This window comes from Ensifer sp. 22521, assembly GCF_052044795.1.
Taxonomy (GTDB): domain Bacteria; phylum Pseudomonadota; class Alphaproteobacteria; order Rhizobiales; family Rhizobiaceae; genus Ensifer.
In genome coordinates, this window is sequence record NZ_JBQENM010000030.1 from 22,118 (window position 1) to 40,420 (window position 18,303).

The window sequence follows — 18,303 nt, forward strand, 5'->3', positions numbered from 1 at the left end:
CGGCAAACCTCCATCCTCAGGCGACCGCGACGAGTTCGACGATACGGTCGATCACCTGGTTGGCGGTGGTGCCGCCGGCATGTGCTTCGTAGGAAAGCACCAGCCGATGGCGAAAGACGTCGTGCACGGTGGCCTGCACATCGTCGGGGGTCACGAAGTCGCGGCCGTTCAGCCAGGCGTGGGCCCGTGAAACCTTGTCGAGACCGATGACACCGCGCGGGCTGACGCCGACCTGCAGCCATTTGGCGAGATCCTTGTCGACCTTGTCGGGATAGCGGGTCGCCATGACGAGCGCGACGATGTAGTTCTCGATTGCTTCTGAAACCGTGATCGCCGAAATCTCCTGGCGCGCGGTAAACACTGAATTCTGGGCGAGTTTTTCCGTGGCGTGATTGTTGGGTTTCGCGTGAATTTCCTCGGAACGCACGAGCCGCATGATGTCGGCTTCCGAGGTGGCGTCGGGGTAATCCACCTGGATGTGCATGAGGAAGCGGTCAAGCTGTGCCTCGGGCAAGGGATAGGTACCTTCCTGCTCGATCGGATTCTGGGTCGCCATCACCAGGAACAGATCCGGAAGCGTGTGGCTCTTGCCACCGATGGTGACCTGGCGTTCCTCCATCGCTTCGAGCAGGGCCGACTGCACCTTCGCCGGCGCACGGTTCACCTCGTCCGCGAGGATGAGGTTGGCGAAGATAGGGCCTTCCTGAAAACGAAACTCGCCTTTGCCGCCGTCGGAAAAATAGATCTCCGACCCGGTGATGTCGGCGGGCAGGAGGTCGGGCGTGAACTGGATGCGCGACAGCTCCGCGTCGAGGTTCTTTGCCATGCTCTTGATGGCCCGGGTCTTGGCGAGCCCCGGCAGGCCTTCGACGAGCAAGTGGCCGTTGCTGAGCAAGCCCAGCAGCAACCGCTCGATCATGCCCTCCTGGCCGATGATCGCTTCGCCGATGCGCTTGCCGAGTTGCTCGATATCGTCGCGTGCACCCATGAATTCCTGCTCCCTCTGCCTCTCCGGCAGCATCAGTCATCATGAAATTTCGGCAGAGCTTATTGTTAAATCAGGCCAATTGGAAAGAACGTAACAGTAACGAAGACCCCCGCAAGCACCACATTTGGCCGATTTTCATCGTCACCACGAGGTTTTGTTTGCCATCGTAACGGTTACGTACTTTGGGCGGGCGAAAAATGGCGTTAGCTTGGACCGGTTTGGTGGCCGACCCACCCTCGGGAGATGGAAGCCGCATGCACGTGTCGCCGAAGATACCGCTTCTCAACGAAACGCCGGCAGCAATCAGCGCGCGCGAGCCGATCTGGATCGAAGGCGGCACCTTCGTCATGGGCTCGGACAAGCACTATCCGGAGGAAGCGCCGGCGCATCCGGTCAAAGTGGACGGCTTCTGGATCGACGTGGCGCCGGTGACCAACCGGCAGTTCGCCGCATTCGTCGAGGCAACCGGCTACGTCACCGAGGCGGAGAAGACGCCGGACCCCAAGGACTATCCCGGCGCCCTGCCGGAGATGATGCGTGCCGGCTCGGTGATCTTCGATCCGCCGAAGCGGGTTACCAGCAACAGCCCGTCGCAATGGTGGAACTTCAAGTTCGGTGCCGATTGGCGGCGGCCCTATGGGCGGCAGAGCAATATCCGCGGCAAGTTCGATCATCCGGTCGTCCAGGTCTCCTATCTGGATGCCAGGGCCTATGCGGAATGGGCGGGCAAGGACTTGCCGACGGAGGCAGAATGGGAGTTCGCGGCAAAGGGCGGGCTTGAGGGCGCGGAATTTGCCTGGGGTGACGAACTGGTGCCGGAGGGACGTTTCATGGCGAACACCTGGCACGGCATGTTCCCGACAGAAAATCTCAGACCCGACGGCTTCGAACGGACCTCTCCGGTCGCAAGTTTCCCACCGAACGGCTACGGCCTCTACGATATGATCGGCAATGTCTGGGAATGGACGCGCGACTTCTGGTCGACCAACCATCCGGCGCCGGCGCAAAAGAGCTGCTGTATCCCTTCCAATCCGCGGGGCGGCGACAGGGAAGCAAGCTTCGATCCGAGACAACCGACGATCCACATCGCCCGCCGGGTGGTGAAAGGTGGCTCGCATCTCTGCGCGCCCAACTATTGCCGCCGCTACCGGCCGGCGGCGCGCCATGCGCATGAGGAAAACGCGGCGACCACCCATATCGGGTTCCGCTGTATTCGGCGGCCCTGACCTTGCCCGGGGTTACAATTCGTTCCCGCAAGGAGGATGCGTGATGACTGCAATTGCGATGCGATCCAATTCCTCGCCGAGCCGGCGCCGTTCGCGGCTCGTCGGACTCCTGCTCCTGCTTTCCACGGCGTTCGCCGTTCCGGCCGCCGTCGTCGCGGCCGATGCGCCGGCCGCCAATCTTCCGTCCTGGAATGATGGCGAGGCAAAGACGGCCATCGTCGATTTCGTCACGCGCGTGACCAGCGAGAACGGGGCGGACTTCGTGGCGCCGGAGGAACGGATCGCCGTCTTCGACAATGACGGCACGCTCTGGTCTGAGCAGCCGAACTATTTTCAGGGCATGTTCGCTATGGATCGCGTCAAGGCGATGGCGCCGGAACACCCGGAGTGGAAGGACAAGGAGCCATTCGCATCGCTGCTCAAGGGCGATATGACGGGTGTCGCCGCCGCCGGCGAGAAGGGCATCGTCGAACTCGTGATGGCGACCCATGCCGGCATGACGACGAATGCGTTTACCAAGACGGTCAAGGACTGGTTTGCGACCGCCAAACATCCGCGCTTCAACCGTCCCTACAACGAGGTCACCTACCTGCCGATGCGTGAACTGCTCGATTATCTCCGGGCAAACGGCTTCAAGACCTACATCGTCTCCGGCGGCGGCATCGAATTCATGCGGCCGATGACCGAACAGATGTACGGTATCCCGCCTGAACAGGTCGTCGGCAGCAGCATCACGACGAAATATGACCTCGACGGCGATACGCCGGTGCTGACGCGTGAGCCCAAGATCGACTTCATCGACGACGGCCCGGGCAAACCCGTCGGCATCAATACGTTCATCGGCCGGCGGCCGATCTTTGCGGCCGGCAACTCCGACGGCGACTATGAGATGCTGCGCTGGGTAACAGCGGGCTCCGGTCCACGCTTCGGCCTGATCGTGCACCATACGGACGGCGAGCGCGAATGGGCCTATGACCGGCAATCGCCCGTCGGCAAGCTGGACAAGGCGCTGACCGAAGCCGAACAGAGAAACTGGCTGCTGGTCGACATGAAAGAGGACTGGCGCAGGATCTATGCTTTCGACAAGTAGCGTGCGGACTCGCGTTGCGCGCCCATGTCGGTCGAGTTCGCCTGCGATGTTCCGGCCGACGGATTCTAGTCTTTGAGGAGTTCCGGAGACGATGACCTACGGTTCGACAAAGGCGTCCAAACCGGTCTGTCATCGATAGGGATCGCCTTGGCGATACCGGGACCTGCTGAGGCATAAAGCTTGTCGTATCCAAGGACGAACTCGGACGATCATATCGTCGACGTCAAGACTATCGGGGCAAAGTTACTGTTACGTACTTCCGAAACGGAGCGTCTGTTGTCACGTTAACCATCGAGGGAGAGGTCCGGTCCGGCTGCCAGTTTTGGTTGAGCGCTCGGCGGGCTGATGTGTCGTCACGGTCCCGGATAAAATGATCCTTGAGAAATGGTGCGCCAGCGTATCGGGCTGGCGGCAAGGTCATCGATTGTCGATCAGGCGGGTAGAAAACAATGCCCAACGCGGCCGTACAGCGCGGACTTCTGAAGCTCATGCTGAAGCTTCCGGCGTTGCGCGGTCAACTGCAACTGCTGAGCGTCAAGAACCTTTCTCTTTCCAGCCTCTGCGAGGCCTATGAAGAGGCGAGCTCCATGCTCGACCGGCAACGTAAGCTCGATCCTCTGGATCATTCGATGATCTCGGAGTATGAATTGATCTGTCGCGAGATCGAAGAAGAGGTAATTTCCATCTGTATCATCGATTCAGGCCGCGAACCTCGTCCATTGTGATTAACAGATAGCCTTCTTGGGTTCATACATTTCATGTAAATCCCGTGAAAATTCTGTGGGATTTTCGGTTGGTTCTTGCTCTATTTTAAAATGACTCATTTCCTTCGTGAAAATGTTTTGTGATGGCGCAATATTTTTCTTTTCGCCACTGCGGCTCTCGTCTAGAGTTCGTCTCGCGTTTGCACTCTCTTTGGGGTTGTGGGCAGTTGGGAGCGCATCATGGAAGCCAGAAATGCGGGTCAAGCAGCTCATTGTGCCGTTGCCGAATGTGACGCACGCCCTGCACTTGATCGTATTCTTGCCGATAGTCAGTTTCATGCCACTGAGCGCCACCGGAAACTCCTGCGCTACCTGGTCGATGAATTCTTCGCTGGCCGCTCGGGGCAGGTCAAAGCCTATACCATCGCGATCGACGTTTTCGGTCGGCCGGCTTCCTTTGATCCGGCAACCGATCCGATCGTGCGTGTTGAAGCCTCGCGCCTGCGCGCCGCGCTGACGCAATATTACGAGACGGTCGGCGATAAGGCGAGGCTTCGCATCGAGCTTCCCAAGGGCAATTACGTTCCGCATTTCGCGGTGAGCGACCGCTCACCGGACCCGTCGGAAATCGCAACGGCTCCCAAGCAGATGGCGAACGAGTCGGAGGAACTGGTCGCCGTCATTCCCGCCATCGTCCAGCCGAAGCGTCGGCCGTTCGGTCTGATCGGCGCCGCTGTCGCAGGGACGGCGGCAATGGCTGGAGCCTTCTATCTCTCCGTCGTCGAGCGCCTCCCGTGGCAACCGGTGCTTTCCGCCAAGCCGACGATCGTCATCGACGTTCCGGCGGCCAGCGGAGCCGGTGCCGAAGAGCAGAGGAGGGCGGGCGATTATCTGGTCCACGCGCTGTCGCAGTTCTCCGCGGTGCGCACTTTGGCGCAGGCGCCGGCGCCGGGCGTCGATGTTGCATCGGTCACCGGCTGGGTCACGTCGGCACCGCCGGTGAAGCTGCAGGGGAGCAAGGAGTACCGGCTCTCGGTCGCTTACAGCGCTGACGTCAAGGAGCATCAGATCTCGTGGCAGGTTGTCGATGCGCAAAGCAACGAGGCGCTCCGAGCGGGTACTGCGAAAGCCGATATCGACAGCGGTGACGCTCGAGCAGTTCAGGAAAAACTGCTGGCTCGGCTTGCCCGATCGCTCGCCGGCGAAGAAGGTGTCATCGTGAGCCTGGAGGCGGCGCGGCAGCTCGTGTCACCGTCGTTCGGTTACGGTTGCGTGCTTCTTGCCGATGTCGCGCTGGCGCGGATCGACCCGGAAGGATTGGCTTCGGCACATGCCTGCCTGGAGCAATCGGTGACCTATCAGGCGACAGACCCTGACGTCCTTGCCAGCCTGGCCACGGTGCTGGTGGCGACCGGCGAGGCAAGCGCCTCGCCGACGGTGGCGGCGCGGGCGGTGAAGCTCGCGGATAAGGCCATAGCTCTCGCACCGCAATCGAGCCAGAGCTACATCGCTCAGATGCAGGCGCGCTTCGCCACCGGCGACACGGAGGCCGCGTTCATGTCCGGTCGCCGCGCCGTTGCGCTCAATCCGCTCGATGATGCCATTCCCGCTCGGCTCGGTCTGCTGCTCTTCGTCAGCGGGCAATATTCGGAGGGCGTGAACCTTGCGCGGGTGGCGGAAGTGGGCTGCGAATATGTGCACCACGACGCGGCGCTCACGCTGGCGCTCGAAGACTACCGAAACGGCAAATACCGCGAAGCGCTGACGCGTGCGCGCCAGCTTGCCAATCCCGCCGACACTGCCGTCAACCTCCTGCGGATGGCGGCGGCAGGTCAACTCGGCCTAACCAGAGAGGCCACGAGTGCCCTTGACGGCTTACAGCGCAACAAGGCTGGCTCGATTGAGAGCGAACTCGCCGCGCGTGGTTATACGCCCGAACTGATCGCGCTTCTCGATGATGGTCTTGGCAAGGCCGGCGTCCGCCTCGCCGGCCTGCACTGATCGCTCGCGAGGCGTGGTTTTCAGTTCTCGGCGGCCACCCGCACGACCAGCTTGCCGAAGTTGCGGCCTTCGAGCAGCCCGATGAAGGCATTCGGGGCGTTCTCGATGCCATCGACAACGTCCTCCTTGTACCGAACCTCGCCGTTGGCGATCCAGCCCGCCATCTCCTGGTAGAAAACCGGACGCTGATCGGCGAATTCGCGCTGGATGAAGCCCCTGATCAGCAGGCTCCTGCTCAGAACCTCCCGCATGACGCCCGGCAGCCTGTCGCCGCCAGCCTGCGGACCGCCGGCCTGGTTGTAGTGCGCGATCAGCCCGCAAATGGGCACGCGGGCGAAATCGTTCAACAGCGGAAACACCGCGTCCCAGACATGGCCGCCGACATTCTCGAAATAGACGTCGATGCCCTTGGGGCACGCCGCGGCGAGTTGCTCGGCGAAATCCGGAGCGCGGTGATCGATCACCGCATCGAAGCCGAGCGTGTCGCGAACGAAAGCGCACTTGTCCGCACCGCCCGCAATGCCGACGGCGCGCGCACCCTTGATGCGGGCGATCTGGCCGACGGCCGAGCCGACGGCGCCGCTTGCGGCGGCCACGGCGACCGTCTCGCCCGGCTTCGGCTTGCCGATCGTCAGCAGACCCGCATAGGCGGTGAAGCCCGGCATGCCCAAAATGCCGAGCGCGGCCGACAGAGGTGCCGCCGACGGATCGAGCTTGCGCAGATCCGCACCGCGCGACAGCGCATAGCTCTGCCAACCGGAATGGGAGAGCACGAAATCACCGTCGCTGAAATCCGGGTGGCGCGAGCGCACGACGCGGGCAACTGTGCCGCCCTCCATAACCGCGCCGATCTCCACCGGCTTGGCATAGGACCGGCCGGTGTTCATGCGCCCGCGCATGTAGGGATCGAGCGAGAGGTAGAGGATTTTGAGCAGAACCTCGCCTTCGGCCGGCTCCGGGATTGCCGTCTCGACGATGCGGAAGTCGCTCGGCGTCGGTCGCCCCGATGGCCGGGCGGCCAGCAGAACCTGGGTGTTCGTGCTCATTGTCTTTCCTCCCTATGCATGGCCGGATCTGCGCCGGGGTGCCATCCGACGGACGCTCGATTAGAGCATGTTGTGGCATGAAACCGAACGGAGGCCTACCGGCGCGTTCGGACGCCAAAATGGCGCCGCGGGCCGGACCCTAAAGGGCGAGCCCGCGGCAACTCCTGCAAAAGCGTTCGATCAGGCGGCGTCAATCGCCTGCTTGATGTCGGCGATAATATCGTCCGGATGCTCGATGCCGATCGAAAGCCGGACATAACCCGGTGTCACGCCGGTCTTGAGCTGATCCTCCTCGGTAAGCTGCGAATGCGTCGTCGTCGCCGGATGGATGGCAAGCGAGCGCGCGTCGCCGATATTGGCGACATGGTAGAGCAGCTTCAGCCCGTCGATGAAACGGCGTCCCGCCTCGCGTCCATCCTTCAGTTCGAAGCCGACCAGGGCTCCAAAGTGTCCATTCCGGAGATACTTCTCGGCGCGAGCCTCCGCTTCGCCCTCCTGGAATTTTGGAAAGATTACGCGCGCCACTTTCGGGTGGGTGCGGAGGAACTCGGCCACCTTGATCGCATTCTCGTTGTGCTGGCGGATTCTGAGCGGCAGCGTCTCCAGGCCCTGGATGAACTGGAAGGCGTTCAACGGACTGATGGCGGCGCCGAGGTCGCGCAAGAGAACCGCGCGGGCACGCAGGATGTAGGGATGGAAGGCGATCGCCTCGGCCTTTTCCAGCCAGGTCTTGCCCTGGTAGCTCGGGTCCGGCTCATGCAGGTTCGGGTGCCGCGCCTCATGGTCGTGCCAGGGGAAGCGGCCGCTGTCGATGATCGCGCCGCCGATCGAGGTGCCGTGACCGCCGATATACTTCGTCGTGGAGTAGACGACCACTGCGGCGCCGTGATCGAAGGGGCGGATCGTCAGCGGTGCGGCCGTGTTGTCGACGATCAGCGGAATGCCGAAGCGCCGGCCCACCTCGGCGACCTCGGCAATCGGGAAGACGTCAAGTTTCGGGTTCGGCAAGGACTCGGCATAGTAGGCGCGTGTCCTATCGTCCGTCGCCCGGGCGAAGGCCTCCGGGTCGGCGGCATCGACGAAACGCACCTCGATGCCGAAGCTTTTGAGCGTCGCGGCAAAGAGCGCCCAGGTTCCGCCATAGAGGCCGGCGGCGCTGACGACGTTGTCGCCGGCGCGCGCAAGGTTCAGCAGGGCGAAGGCGGATGCCGCCTGTCCCGAGCCGAGTGCCAGTGCTGCTGCCCCGCCTTCGATTTCCGCCAGCCGCTGCTCGAAGGCGTCCTGCGTCGGGTTGGAGACACGGGTGTAGAGATGCCCCGGAGCCTCGAGCGCAAAGAGCTTGTCGGCGCCATCCGTGCCCGGCAGCTGATAGGAGGTCGTTTGGTAGATCGGCACGGCGACGGCGCCGCTTGCCGGATCGAAGCGATAGCTGCCGCCATGGAGCGCCAGCGTTTCCGGATGCAGCCGTCCGCCGGTCTCGCGCAGCCCTGTCGGTGCCTTGATCTCGGCTGCTGGTTCCTCCGGCTTCTGATGGATCGTCATGCCATTTCTCCTTGGCTCTCGGGTTGATCGGCGCTGTCCGGTCAATCAGGCGGGCACGGCCGCCTTCTGTTGTTCCAGCAGGTCTGCGTGGTGCTCGGCGGCGACATCGGGATGCGAGCGCAGCCGGGATTTCAGCACGTTGCGGCCGACCTCATGGAAGAGCGGGTTCTGCGGATCCTGGGTGACGCCGCGGACCTCGGCCGCAAGCTCCGGCGGCAGGTCGAGCACCGGGATGGTGGAGGCGAGGTTGGCGCCGAGGAAGAAGGCGACGGAAAGCCGGTCGCCGCCTGCCGGTGGCGTGACCACGCGGTGGATGTTGGCGAGCAGATAACCGTTCGATGCCAGTTCCAGCAGTTCGCCGACATTGATGACGAAGGTGCCGCGTTTCGGCGGCGCGTCGATCCAGCCGCCCTTGCCGTCATCGACCTGCAAACCGCCGACCACGTCCTGCAGCAGGATGGTGACGAAACCGCCGTCCTTGTGGGCGCCCACCCCCTGGTCGCTTTCCGTCTTGTCGCGGCCGGGATAGCGGATGATCTTCAGGAGCTGGTTGGGGCCGTCGCGGTAGATCGGCCCGAAGACATCGGGCTGCTGGCCGAGCGCCTCGGAGAAAATCTCGATCAGGCGGATGCCGAGCCCGGTGACGGCGTCTATGTAGGCGAGGATCGCCGGCTTCAACTCGGGCAGGGCTTGCGGGAACTGGTTGGGGCCGACCAGCCGCTTCCACGGCGCATCCTCCGGCTCGACCTCAAGGCTCTGGCGCTCGGGGCCGAAATCGACCTGTTCGCGCCAGTCCTGGGTGCCGCGGGTATATTCGAGCCCGGCGCGATTGTAGCCGCGGAAATGCGGCGACTTGCGCATCTCGATTGCCAGCTTGTCATCCTCAGGCAGTGCGAAGAAACGCCGCGAAAGCGAAAGGATACCGTCGATCTCTTCCTGCGGAATCCCGTGGCCTTCGAGATAGAAGAAGCCCACCGAGCGGGCAACGCTGCGCAATTCATCGAGCGCCGTCGCCCGCTCGGGGTGGCCCGCCGCAAAGCGCGAAAGGTCGAGGACGGGTAGGGTAGGGGTGGTCTGGCTCAAGATAGTCTCCGTTGTTTCGTTAGGCGTGCCGCTGGCTCCCGAAACCCGCGGATTAAGCGGAGCGAGCAGGGGCACATCGAAGGACTTCAGGTGAGGCCGGCGGATGCGGCAGCCGCCGCAGTGCCTATTGGTCGCAAGAGGGTGCTGCGCGACAAAACGCTGGTCGTTGAACGGCGTTGGCTCATGGCATCCCCGCTTGTGTCGAGTGGTTCAAGCCTAACCGGCGGCGCTAATTATTCAATAATATCTATGGAAATTATGGACTAAATACCGCGCGTCAGGCGAAGCAAACATTCGAACGGGCTGAGGTTCCGGGGAAATTCCGTCCGTCCTCTTCCATCTCGCCCTGGCGAGCGTCGTCGCGTCGAAATTGAAATATCCGACAACTGCACGGTGACGCAGCGGCGGAGCCGCAGTGCCGTCACCTTAAGCCGCGCCGTGCACATCGCAGCAGGCGAACTCGCTTGCAGGCGGAAAATGAAAAGCCCCGTTTTGCATTTCTGCAAAACAGGGCCTTGTAACGATTGGGTTGATCAGATCATTCCATCGTCCCGGAAGACGGAGGACGATCCTTCACGACTGCGCAATTCTGGACGCAGAACGCCCGAACTTGCTGGCCTCAGCAGCGGCCGAGGCTTGGCCGCGTCAGCAGTTCGTTGGTCAGATGTGCGCGCTTGTCTCCGCATTCCTCTGCCTCCTTGAGCAGCGATGCGAGCGCCAGTTCGAGGCAGTATTGCACACCTTCGACATTGAGGGTCTTGGCGGAGTCTCGCGCATAGGTGACAAGGCGAGCCAATGCCAGAAGCTCCTTCTCCTTGTCTTCCGGTTCCACCGGTACAGCAAATGAAGACAGCATGATTTTCCCCAGCTCCCTATGGATCAGCCAGATCCAGTTCAGCGTGACCAATCATAGCCTGACTGCGCGGCAGTGCGCGTGACATGAGCGTGACACACGTTGTATGGGAAAACCACGCGCTTAAGATGAAGCGTCAGGTTGACCGGACAACCTCTTCCACATGCTGGTAGAATTGAATTTCCAGTCTCGTGCCACAACCGTTCGTTGGTTTGGCGCGTTGTGTAGTGCGTCGAGCAAAAGCAGCGCATCGATACGTTTCTGATCGACGAATTCGGCGGCAAGCAGGTCTGCGAGACGCGTGCGGTCTATACCGGCAGGAAGGCCCGCGCGCTCGACAACCGCGGCCCAGGTGCGCTCCTTGTAGAAGACGCCGGTTGCCGCGGCGCCGACCGCCGCCACCGCTTCAACAGAAAGCAGCTGGCGATCCGCCAGGCGTCTGAGGGTCACGTCCACATTGACGAGCGGCAAGGTCAGCGGCAGGTATCCAAGCTCAGCCGGACCATGGATCAGGGCGACATCGGCATCGTCCACTCGCTCGCCTTGCGCATATTGCCGATAGATCTCGCCGATACCCGTCATGCCGAAGGGAGCGCATTCGGCAGCGCGAAGCGCGCCCATGCTGGCTGCCCCGAAAACCTGAACGCCTTGCGTCAGCGCGTAGAGGATCTCCTTGTGCCAGACCGGGGCGACCTGTTCGAAATTGCCATCGACCAGACCGATAACCGTCGCACCACGCTCGGTCGCGCGGAGAATGTCGCCCTGCACGGCAGGCGGCTGGAGAGTGATGGCGGCGCCCGCAACGCGGCGCGCGTCCGGCAGGGTCGGTCCGACGAAGGCGACCTTCATCCGACCTCCAGTGCGCGTGCCAGCGCCCGTTCTCCGAAACGGCGCTTGCGCAGCCCGTCGGGGTTCTCGAGGCCCGGAACGAGAACCTTGACGACAGAGAACGGCACGGCGCCTTCCTCCACCAGCGGTACGACCACAACCGAGCGGATACGCGCCTCCTCGAGCCGCTGGATTGCGAACCGCAGCAGCGCGTGCGGTCCGCCCTCGGCGCTTGATGGCGGCGGTGGCTTCCTTTGCGGGACCGCCTCGAACAGGCGCTGCGTCTCGCCCGGAAGGGGGCGGGTAAAGGTCTCGGGAAAGACGTCGTCGCGGGCCCCGCTGATATAGGTGAGCCTTGACTGGGCCGCCTCCGTCACGGCGCGGATGGCGGCTCTGCGCGCCACCGGATGCGCTCCGTGGCCGATCGTCACGTCGTGGTACCGAGGTTGCCGCGCGTTCAGAATGCCGGCATCGGCTAGTGTCGTGGCATAACAGGGGACGGCAATGTCGCTGGTCATGTCGAAGAGGCGCAGTTGCAGTCCGCAAGTCGCGATCTGCCGCGCCATCCGGTCGAGGATCGGGTCCTCGAACGATGCCGGATCAATGCAACTCCTGAGCTTTCCGCTCAGCGGCAGCAGACGCCAGAGCGTTTCGGCGTCGCGCTCGATGCGCTCGAGCAGACCGTGCAGAATGGCTTCGGTCTCGGTGTTGCCGGAGGCAAGGCCATCGGAGGATAGCCAGTACCGGCAGCCCTCGATGGTTCTGTCGAGGGTGGTCGCATGAAGCGGTACCCATGTGGTGGCTTCGTCTGCGAGATCGAAGCCGCGAAGCCAGGCGACCGTCTCATCGTCGCCGAGGTCCGGCTGGCCGGTGGCCACCAATCCTGGGAGCGTCAACGCCCGATCGCCGTTTTCACATAATGTCCGTCGGCTCGCCATCCGGGTCGGCACTGCCGGCGCGCAGGCAACGGCGCGTTCGATCGCCTCCATGGCGGCCGAAACCTTGGCGTCATTGTCGGTGATGCCTTTTCCTTGATTGATGACGATCGACCGCGCGTTCGGGGAAATGGCGCTCCAGACCGGGATCCCGATCTTGTCGAGCCCGGTCAGGCGTGCAAGCCTGCTGACGCCGAATGTCGGCAAAAACGGTTCGATGCGCCGAAGGGTCTCTTCGGGCGAACAGGCGCGGTCGCTGTATGAAAGCAGGCCGGCCGTGGGATAACCGAAACAATCATCCGACGGCCGGTCAATTCCGGTGACTTGCGCCACCTGTCGGCGCTAGCCGTCCATGAACCCGCCGGAAACCGAACCGGACGAGGCCGCCACCACAGCGAGGTTCACGCCCTTGTGCACTGTTGCGCCACCGTTGACGCGCAGATCGTTGGCCGCTGCCAGCGGTCCTTGGGTCGGCGTCGGGATTTGCGTCACCGTTCCCGCGTCCAGATCCGCCATCCAGAGCCTGTCGTCGCCTGCCACGCCAATTACCACCACTTTCGCCATTTACCCCTCCTGGCTTTCGTTGAATGAAGACGTCAAAAACCTGCCTTGCGCAGGCCCTCGCAATAGTGGACCCGCTGCCACTCTTCCCTGAAGGGAACGATGGCCATCCATTTGTCGAGATCAAAATCCGGGTGTACGTCGAATGTTTTGCGGACGAATTGGCGGGCCTTTTTCTTGTTGCCAAGCATGCCCCAACTCGCGGCCGACAACCGGTCTGCAGGCGTCGGATCGCGCATACGCTCGATATACGCGATCGCCTGCTCGTACTGGCCAAGCGAATAGCTGGCGCCGGCTGCAGTCCAGAAATATTCGTCCGGTGCGATCGGGTTGAGGTCGAGTGCCGCCTGGATCTTGCGTAGACCACCTTCCGGACGCGAGGCCTGCACCAGCGTGTCGGCATAGCTTGCGATCACGTTGGCATGCTGGGGGCTGAGCGCCTCCGCCTTGTCATGGTACTCCATGCTTTCATCGAACTGCCTCAGATAGAGCTTGACCACACCGAGCTCGCGATAGCCCGTTGCCAGCGTGTCGTCGGCCCCCACCGCGTCGCGCGCATGCCTTTCCGCAAGCGCCAGCAACTCGCTGTCACCACGCGCCGTCAACAGCCACTCGAAGAAGTAGCTGCGCGCCAGCCCGCTCATCGCCGGCGCAAAGTCGGAATTCTCGTACAGCGATTCACGGAAACTCTTGCGAGCGCGCCGCACTTCCGGAAGGTTCAGCTGCTTGAGATAGCGCTGCCCCAGCAGGAAGCTGCGATAGGAGCCGACATTGGTTTCGTAGGTCTTGCGATGCGCCTCGTTGCGTTCCACCTGGCTGGCGATGGCATAGGCGATCTGGCGTGCGATCTCCCGCCTGGACGTCATCAGCCCGTCGCCGTCGAGATTGAAGCGGTCAGCCCAGATCACTTCGTCATTGGCAAAGAAGATCAGCTGCGTGAATAGAGTCAGCCGGCTGCCCTCGTCCGTCAGGCGAGTGTCGAGGATGTAGCTGATGGCGTGCTTCTGGTAGGTGTTTGCCTTGTCGGCCTGGAGGCTGATTTGTGCCGCCGTGTAGGGGGCGATGACCGAAACCGACCGGAGCGCGCAAAGGCCGATGGTGACGTCCTCGATCAAGGCGCCAGCAAACTGGGTGGCGGGACTGTCGATTGCTCCGTTGCTCGGCGGCAGCAGCACGACGCGCGGTGGACGCAAGTCCGCGGCCGCCTCGGAGGCCGGCGCAAAGATCGTCGAGGCTGGCCGCCATTCCGCGATGGCTGGAGCAACCGGCGCATTGCTGTGTGCAAGTGCTCTCGCTTCCAGGTGATTGCCTTCCAGCTGAAACACCTGGGTCAGGATCTTGCGCACGTCCTCGTCGAGCGGATTGCGCTCGAGGAGCCGCGCTGCCGCGGCCTTGACCAGCTTGCGATGGCTCTTCGCCGCTTCCGGCGCGGCTGCGATCAGGCTTTCGCGCAAGAGCGTCATGTGTTCGCCGCGCTGCCGTTCGATCCAGCCGTGCAGCGCTTGCCCCTGGGACTTCAGATCCTTGAGAAAGTCCTCCTGGAATGTCGTTGCTGCCAGTTGGAAGCGGTTGAGCGCATCGCCCGGATCACGACTGATTTCATCCAGGTCGCTCTGCAGTCGATCGACGTCGAGTCCGACCGACGATGGAGAGAAGCTCAGGAAATGACAGCCGAGTTCGCCCTGCCGTGCACTAATCCGGGAGATCGTCTTGCGCAGATTGACGAAGGCCTGACTGGGAACGACTTCGTCCCACAACAGCTTGGCGATATCGTTTCTCGATTGTTCGCGATATCCGCCGACGATCAGATAGCAAAGGATAAGCAGACCCTTCTCCGGGAACGTCACTTCGCGCCCGTCCTTATCGACGAGACGCAAGCGCCCGAGGGTCTGCAGTCTGAATGTCATCCGGTCATTCCTGTCGGGTGCAGGCGCTTATCCGTGCAGATCCTGGGCGTGGCTGGTCCCTGTACGGGTGCTCTCCGTCTCGGGCGTCTGGGCGACGGCGGCGACGAGCGAGATGATCTTCTTGCGCAGCACCGGATCGGTGATCTTCAGGAAGGCGCGATTGAGAGCGATGCCTTCCTTCGACGAAACGAAAGAGGAGATTTCGCTCGGCTCGCGCGTCGTGTCGCCGTTGCGGGCAGCGGCGTCGTCGCCTTCCTGGAAGAAGAAGCTTGGATGCACGCCGAGGATATCGGCGATCGCCTGGAGACGGCTGGCGCCGATGCGGTTGGTGCCTTTTTCGTACTTTTGAACCTGCTGGAATGTGATCCCGAGACCGTCGGCCAGCTTTTCCTGGCTCAACCCGGCCATCAACCGACGCATCCTGACGCGGGAACCGACAAAGACATCAATCTGGCTGGGGGCTTTTGTGTTCACTTGTATTTCCTCCGCACGTAGGAATGGTCAAATCATACATATGAGTTTGCTTGAATAAATCCCCCGATGCAATCACTACGGGCTAAAACGCGGAGATTTGCGGCGCCGTCCCGGTTTTCCAGGGGATGAGCCGGACGATGCTGCCGTCATCGGGGCGCAAGCGCGCGAATTGTGACGGGTCGAGTGCGTCACGTTGCCTCGATCGCGGCCAAAATACGAAGGGCCCCGCGCGAATCGATCCTGCGTCAATCTGCGTTCGGCGGCCCGAAGGGAGGCTCATGGCCGGGCCTCATCGTCCCTTTTCAACGGCCTGTTACGGTCGCCGTTACTGTTACGTACTTGTGCTGCCCCCGATGCCGAAGATGCTGCGATCATACCGGTCCGATGTCCGCTCCTCACCTGCCAACAACGTGGCACAGGCGGCGACAGCACGGTGCCGGTTCGGATTGATGCTAGACGCCGGAGAACCGTGATGCGCAGATTGACCCTGGCCTTGACCCTTTTCGCGATTGCCTCCGTTCCGGCCGAGGCCGGTTCGGCTACGACAAACGCGTCCGTCAATTTCCGGGAAGGGCCGGGCACCGGCTTCGACAGCCTCGGCACGATTGCGGAAGGCGCGGAAGTCGACGTCAAGGAATGCGACGATGGCGGCACATGGTGCGCGGTGAGCTTCAATGGCCAGAACGGCTTCGTCAGCGGCAAGTATCTGAACGATGCCGATCCCAAGGGGCTCGGCTGGCCACGCGCCTTCAAGACCGACAGCGGCGCGACCATTACGCTCTACCAGCCTCAGATCAACGCTTGGAAGGACTTCACCGATCTCGATGCGTTGATCGCCGCCGAATACAAGCAGTCCGACGATGCCAAGCTGATCTATGGCGTCATCGGGGTGACAGGCAGGACCGACGCCGACAGCGCATCCGGCCAGGTCGTCGTATCGGACATCAAGATGACGGAGATCAATTTTTCCGTCCTCGACCGGAAGGAACTGGTGGATCTCGCCCTCGAGGTCGGCAAGCTGATGCCGGTCGGAACCATCACGGTGTCAGAAGACAAATTGACGGCGAGCTTGGCGGACTACGAGCGGCTCGGCAATGTCGAGGGGCTGAAGGCTGACGCGCCGCCGATTTTCGTCAGCAAGGCGCCGGCGGTGCTGCTGCAGACCGACGGCAAGGCGGTGTTCGCGCCGGTCAAGGGTGTCGAAGGCCTGTCCTTCGCGGTCAACACGAATTGGGACCTGTTCAAGTTCGATGCGGACAGCAGCTATTATCTGCGCAACGACAAGGCGTGGCTGCAATCGAAGGACCTGGCCTCGGGGTGGCAGCCTGCAGCGTCCCTGCCGGACATTTTCGGCAAGCTTCCGGACGACGACAACTGGAAGGATGCCAAGGCGGCTATTCCGCCGCAAGCGGACAAGGCCGTGGCGCCTGACGTCATCTACTCGGACAAACCCTCCGAGTTGCTTGTCTTCGACGGCGAGCCGAAGCTGGAGCCGGTGCCCGGCACGGGCCTCAAGGTCGCGACCAACAGCGAGAGCGACGTCTTCTATCGCGATGCGGATTCCAACTGGTACATCCTCGTCTCCGGTCGCTGGTTCTCGAGTTCCTCCCTCGACGGTCCGTGGACCTTCGCAACGCGCAAGCTTCCCGAAGATTTCCAGAACATCCCGCAGGACGCGGCCTATTACACGGTGCGTTCGTCGGTTCCCGGCACATCCGAAAATGCAGAGGCGCGGCTGAAGGCAAGCATCCCCGAAAAGGCGCGTGTGGCGCTCGACGGTTCGGTCAAGGTGGACGTGGCCTATAGCGGCGATCCGAAATTCGAGAAGATCGACGGCACCTCGCTCGCCTTCGCCGTCAATACCAACGAGACGGTCATCAAGGTCGGTGACAAGTATTTCGTGGTGAAGGACGGTGTCTGGTTCGTCGGCGATACGCCGACCGGACCCTTCAGCGTCGCTAAGGCGGTGCCCGACGCGATCTACAAGATCCCGCCATCCTCGCCCGTCTACAACGCCACCTATGTACGGATCTACGAGACCGAGCCCGACGCGGTCTGGTTCGGCTACACGACGGGCTATCTCGGTGCCTATCTCGCCTGGGATACCTTCGTCTACGGCACCGGCTGGTACTATGACGATTATTGGGACTATGGCTGGGCTGGCGGCGGCTACTGGCCCTATTATCCGCGTCCCGTGACCTATGGCGTCGGTGCGTTCTATAACCCGGCTGTCGGAACGTTCGGCCGCTACGGCTATGCCTATGGGCCTTATCGCGGCATCGCCGCCGGTGCGGCCTACAATCCGCGCACCGGTACCTATATGCGAGGCGCCGTCCGCTACGGGCCGAACGGTGACCGAGGCTTCGTCGCCGCCTACAATCCGCGCACCGGCAACGCGGCGATCGCCCGTGGCGGACACAATGTCTACGGGAGCTGGGGAACGGCATCCGTCAAGCACGGTTCCGACTTTGCGCGCGTTTCCGGCGGTTCGACTGCGGCCGGAGCGGTGGCCCATTGGCGCACGTCAGACGGCAACCATGGTTTCGTCGCCGGTGGCAAGGGTGGCGACGTTTACGCCGGGCGCGACGGAAACGTCTATCGCCGCGACGACGGGCAATGGCAGAAGCACACGCCTGACGGCTGGCAGCCGATCGACAAGCCTTCCATCCAGGACAGGGCCAAGGCGGGCGAACAGTTTTCCGCCAGGCATCCGGACGCTGTCCAAAACCTGAACCAGCGGATCGAATCCGGTCAGGGAGCACGAACGCTGGACCGCGCGCCCGATCATCTGGCCATCGACAATATCGGCCGACAGCTCGGTAATCAGCGTTCCTTCGAGCGTCAGTCCTTCAATCAGCGGCCGCTGAACTTCCCGAGCGGTGGAGGCGGTTTCCACAGTGGCGGCGGCTTTCAGGGAGGCGGTGGCTTCCACGGTGGGGGAGGCTTCCATGGGGGCGGCGGTTTCCGGCGCCGTTGATCCGCGGCGAAAGGGCGTTGGTAGAACCGCCTACAGGTATGTTAGCATTTGTAAAAGTTGAGAATCATGCCGGTCGGGGCCGGCATGA

15 protein-coding genes are annotated in these 18,303 nt (G+C 62.5%); 5 read left to right on the forward strand and 10 right to left on the reverse strand.

Features of this window, described 5'->3' with window-relative positions:
- Positions 1–16: 16 nt before the first annotated feature.
- Positions 17–988, reverse strand: coding sequence for an AAA family ATPase (locus ACTJKE_RS30795; protein WP_058328070.1), 972 nt, complete (start codon positions 986–988; stop codon positions 17–19).
- A 254-nt stretch (positions 989–1,242) separates the two neighbouring features.
- Here ACTJKE_RS30795 and ACTJKE_RS30800 point away from each other — a divergent pair, with 254 nt between their 5' ends.
- From ACTJKE_RS30800 to ACTJKE_RS30815, 4 genes are all read left to right on the forward strand, one after another.
- The gene (locus ACTJKE_RS30800) at positions 1,243–2,214 is read left to right on the forward strand and encodes a formylglycine-generating enzyme family protein (RefSeq protein WP_058328069.1); all 972 of its coding nucleotides are present in this window, start codon (positions 1,243–1,245) and stop codon (positions 2,212–2,214) included.
- Positions 2,215–2,257: 43 nt separating this feature from the next.
- Positions 2,258–3,304 carry an HAD family hydrolase gene (locus ACTJKE_RS30805; protein WP_440639078.1) on the forward strand — a complete coding sequence of 349 codons (1,047 nt, stop codon included), beginning with the start codon at positions 2,258–2,260 and terminating at the stop codon, positions 3,302–3,304.
- Positions 3,305–3,753: 449 nt separating this feature from the next.
- The gene (locus tag ACTJKE_RS30810; protein WP_058328068.1) at positions 3,754–4,029 is read left to right on the forward strand and encodes a hypothetical protein; all 276 of its coding nucleotides are present in this window, start codon (positions 3,754–3,756) and stop codon (positions 4,027–4,029) included.
- Between the two features lie 219 nt (positions 4,030–4,248).
- Positions 4,249–6,009, forward strand: coding sequence for a tetratricopeptide repeat protein (locus ACTJKE_RS30815; RefSeq protein ID WP_440693424.1), 1,761 nt, complete (start codon positions 4,249–4,251; stop codon positions 6,007–6,009).
- A gap of 20 nt (positions 6,010–6,029) precedes the next feature.
- Here ACTJKE_RS30815 and ACTJKE_RS30820 read toward each other — a convergent pair whose 3' ends face one another.
- The 9 genes from ACTJKE_RS30820 to ACTJKE_RS30860 form a co-directional block, all read right to left on the reverse strand.
- On the reverse strand, positions 6,030–7,055 hold the full coding sequence (locus ACTJKE_RS30820; RefSeq protein ID WP_440693426.1) for an NADP-dependent oxidoreductase: 1,026 nt from the start codon (positions 7,053–7,055) through the stop codon (positions 6,030–6,032).
- A gap of 180 nt (positions 7,056–7,235) precedes the next feature.
- Positions 7,236–8,597, reverse strand: a complete 1,362-nt coding sequence (locus tag ACTJKE_RS30825) for an O-acetylhomoserine aminocarboxypropyltransferase/cysteine synthase family protein (protein ID WP_082663593.1) — start codon at positions 8,595–8,597, stop codon at positions 7,236–7,238.
- Between the two features lie 45 nt (positions 8,598–8,642).
- Positions 8,643–9,680, reverse strand: a complete 1,038-nt coding sequence (locus ACTJKE_RS30830) for an isopenicillin N synthase family dioxygenase (RefSeq protein ID WP_058328065.1) — start codon at positions 9,678–9,680, stop codon at positions 8,643–8,645.
- A gap of 619 nt (positions 9,681–10,299) precedes the next feature.
- A complete protein-coding gene (locus ACTJKE_RS30835; protein WP_058328064.1) occupies positions 10,300–10,536 on the reverse strand; it encodes a hypothetical protein in 237 nt (78 codons plus the stop codon).
- A gap of 120 nt (positions 10,537–10,656) precedes the next feature.
- Entirely contained in the window at positions 10,657–11,382 is a 726-nt protein-coding gene (locus ACTJKE_RS30840) for a TfuA-like protein (RefSeq protein ID WP_058328063.1), read from the reverse strand.
- On the reverse strand, positions 11,379–12,629 hold the full coding sequence (locus tag ACTJKE_RS30845) for a YcaO-like family protein (RefSeq protein ID WP_440693428.1): 1,251 nt from the start codon (positions 12,627–12,629) through the stop codon (positions 11,379–11,381). The genes ACTJKE_RS30840 and ACTJKE_RS30845 overlap by 4 nt, the downstream gene beginning before the upstream one ends.
- Positions 12,630–12,638: 9 nt before the next feature.
- On the reverse strand, positions 12,639–12,860 hold the full coding sequence (locus tag ACTJKE_RS30850; protein ID WP_057251314.1) for a hypothetical protein: 222 nt from the start codon (positions 12,858–12,860) through the stop codon (positions 12,639–12,641).
- Positions 12,861–12,892: 32 nt separating this feature from the next.
- Positions 12,893–14,764 carry an SARP family transcriptional regulator gene (locus ACTJKE_RS30855; protein ID WP_440693430.1) on the reverse strand — a complete coding sequence of 624 codons (1,872 nt, stop codon included), beginning with the start codon at positions 14,762–14,764 and terminating at the stop codon, positions 12,893–12,895.
- A gap of 27 nt (positions 14,765–14,791) precedes the next feature.
- Complete coding sequence (locus ACTJKE_RS30860; RefSeq protein ID WP_057251312.1) at positions 14,792–15,238, reverse strand: helix-turn-helix domain-containing protein; 447 nt, start codon at positions 15,236–15,238, stop codon at positions 14,792–14,794.
- Between the two features lie 472 nt (positions 15,239–15,710).
- Between ACTJKE_RS30860 and ACTJKE_RS30865 the strand changes: the two genes are divergently transcribed.
- Positions 15,711–18,215: an SH3 domain-containing protein gene (locus ACTJKE_RS30865; protein WP_440693432.1), complete on the forward strand. Its 2,505-nt coding sequence runs from the start codon at positions 15,711–15,713 to the stop codon at positions 18,213–18,215.
- Positions 18,216–18,303: the final 88 nt, after the last annotated feature.